Below are 1,658 nucleotides of genomic sequence, written 5' to 3' on the forward strand. Positions count from 1 at the left end.
TATTATCTTAATTTTACTAAATGTAAGATTAAATCTCAACTATTACAAATAACAAACTCTTGAGATTGCTTCGTCAATTACTACGTAATTTCCTCACAATGACGTTAAAATAACATTTTACTCGCCATCTATATTAGAAAGCTCATCTTGTAATTCTTGAGAAAATATATCCTCATCATCGTTAGAATCATTTGATTTCTTAAGGGAATTTTTAAAATTATTAAAGTCTTTATTTTCAAATATTTCAATAGATTTTAAGGTTTCGTTTGGAATTATAACTATAATATTTTTACTTAATTCATCTAAATAATCAGTGGTAACGGAAACTTTCAACACTCCTCCATATTTGCTCTGTTTGCTACTTACCACAAAATCTTTTAAAGATTTACTTTTAAAATAATTTTCAGAAGTAAAGATCATTGTGATAAAAAATAGTACTAACGAGATAGTAGTACCTACGGCAAATCCTGCTAATAGCCCTAAGAATCTGTCAATAAAACCGTTTCTCATAAACGAAATTATAGCAAGAAATTTATAAACTATAAAAACACATAAAATTAAAGAAACAACATAAGATATAAGACCGGCTATAATTATTCTTATAACCTCATTATCCATATATTTCCCGTTTAGTTCAGAAATATACGGATATAAGAAATATCCTAACATTATAGAAGTAATAAAACCGAGTATTCTAGTTGAAAACCCGATTATACCTTGATATAAGCCGAAAAATGAGAAAAGAGTAATAATAGCAAAAATAGTAATATCAAAAAATGTGATCATTATTGTTAACTTCTATTGAATAATTGGATTTAAATCTTATATACTTTAAGAGGCGATCTATAAAGATATTTTAAAGCTAGTTAGATTCTTTCTTGCTATAAATTGTAAGATTTTTTTGAAATATGAACTACTATTACTACAAAAATCTTATTCATTTTCGCTAAAAAAGCTCTTTAATTATCAATTAAAATATCTTTATAGATCACCTCTAATATTATAATTAAAGTTTTATTTATGGGCGATAAAATTTTTCATAACTTATCCGGTAAAACACTCGTTGCTACACCGCATGTAATTACAAAAGGCATTTACCATAAATCCTTAATTTATATGTTATCACACACGGAAGAAGGAGCAATAGGATTAATATTTAACCGCTTAGTAAATCATATAGATTTAAAATCGTTTTTTAAAATAAAAAATGACGAAATAACAACCTCGGTTATGGTTCCTATATATCTTGGCGGACCCGTAGAACATGAAAAAGGTTTTTTTCTTCATTCTAGCGATTATAATAAAAATTTGTTATTGGATTTCCAGAATGATTTAGCAGTAAGCTCTAATTTAGAAATTTCAGAAGATATAGCTTTCGGTAAAGGACCTAAAAATAGCTTATTCATTGTCGGTTATACCGCATGGAAACCAGGGCAGCTTGAAGAAGAATTAGAAAAAAACCTATGGTTGGTTATGGATTGTAATAAAGAATTTATTTTTGCCGATAATCCTGAAAGTAAATGGCATAATGCATTAAAACATCTAGGCATTGATGAAATACATTTCTCATCACAAATAGGAAATGCTTAGAGATTATCTGTTAACCATTTTTCGGTGTAGAAGTCAAGATTTAATCTTACAGACATTATAAAAATTAT

At 27.1% G+C, this 1,658-nt stretch carries 2 protein-coding genes; one reads left to right on the forward strand and one right to left on the reverse strand.

Going from position 1 to position 1,658, the window contains the following annotated elements; genetic code table 11:
* Nucleotides 1–117: 117 nt before the first annotated feature.
* Nucleotides 118–786, reverse strand: coding sequence for a CvpA family protein (locus tag KYQ89_RS03200; protein WP_218460377.1), 669 nt, complete (start codon nucleotides 784–786; stop codon nucleotides 118–120).
* A gap of 234 nt (nucleotides 787–1,020) precedes the next feature.
* On the opposite strand from KYQ89_RS03200, the gene KYQ89_RS03205 reads away from it, so the two are divergent.
* Entirely contained in the window at nucleotides 1,021–1,590 is a 570-nt protein-coding gene (locus KYQ89_RS03205) for a YqgE/AlgH family protein (RefSeq protein WP_218460378.1), read from the forward strand.
* Nucleotides 1,591–1,658: the final 68 nt, after the last annotated feature.

The sequence above is a fragment of the Rickettsia sp. TH2014 genome, from assembly GCF_019249195.1.
Classification (GTDB): domain Bacteria; phylum Pseudomonadota; class Alphaproteobacteria; order Rickettsiales; family Rickettsiaceae; genus Rickettsia; species Rickettsia felis.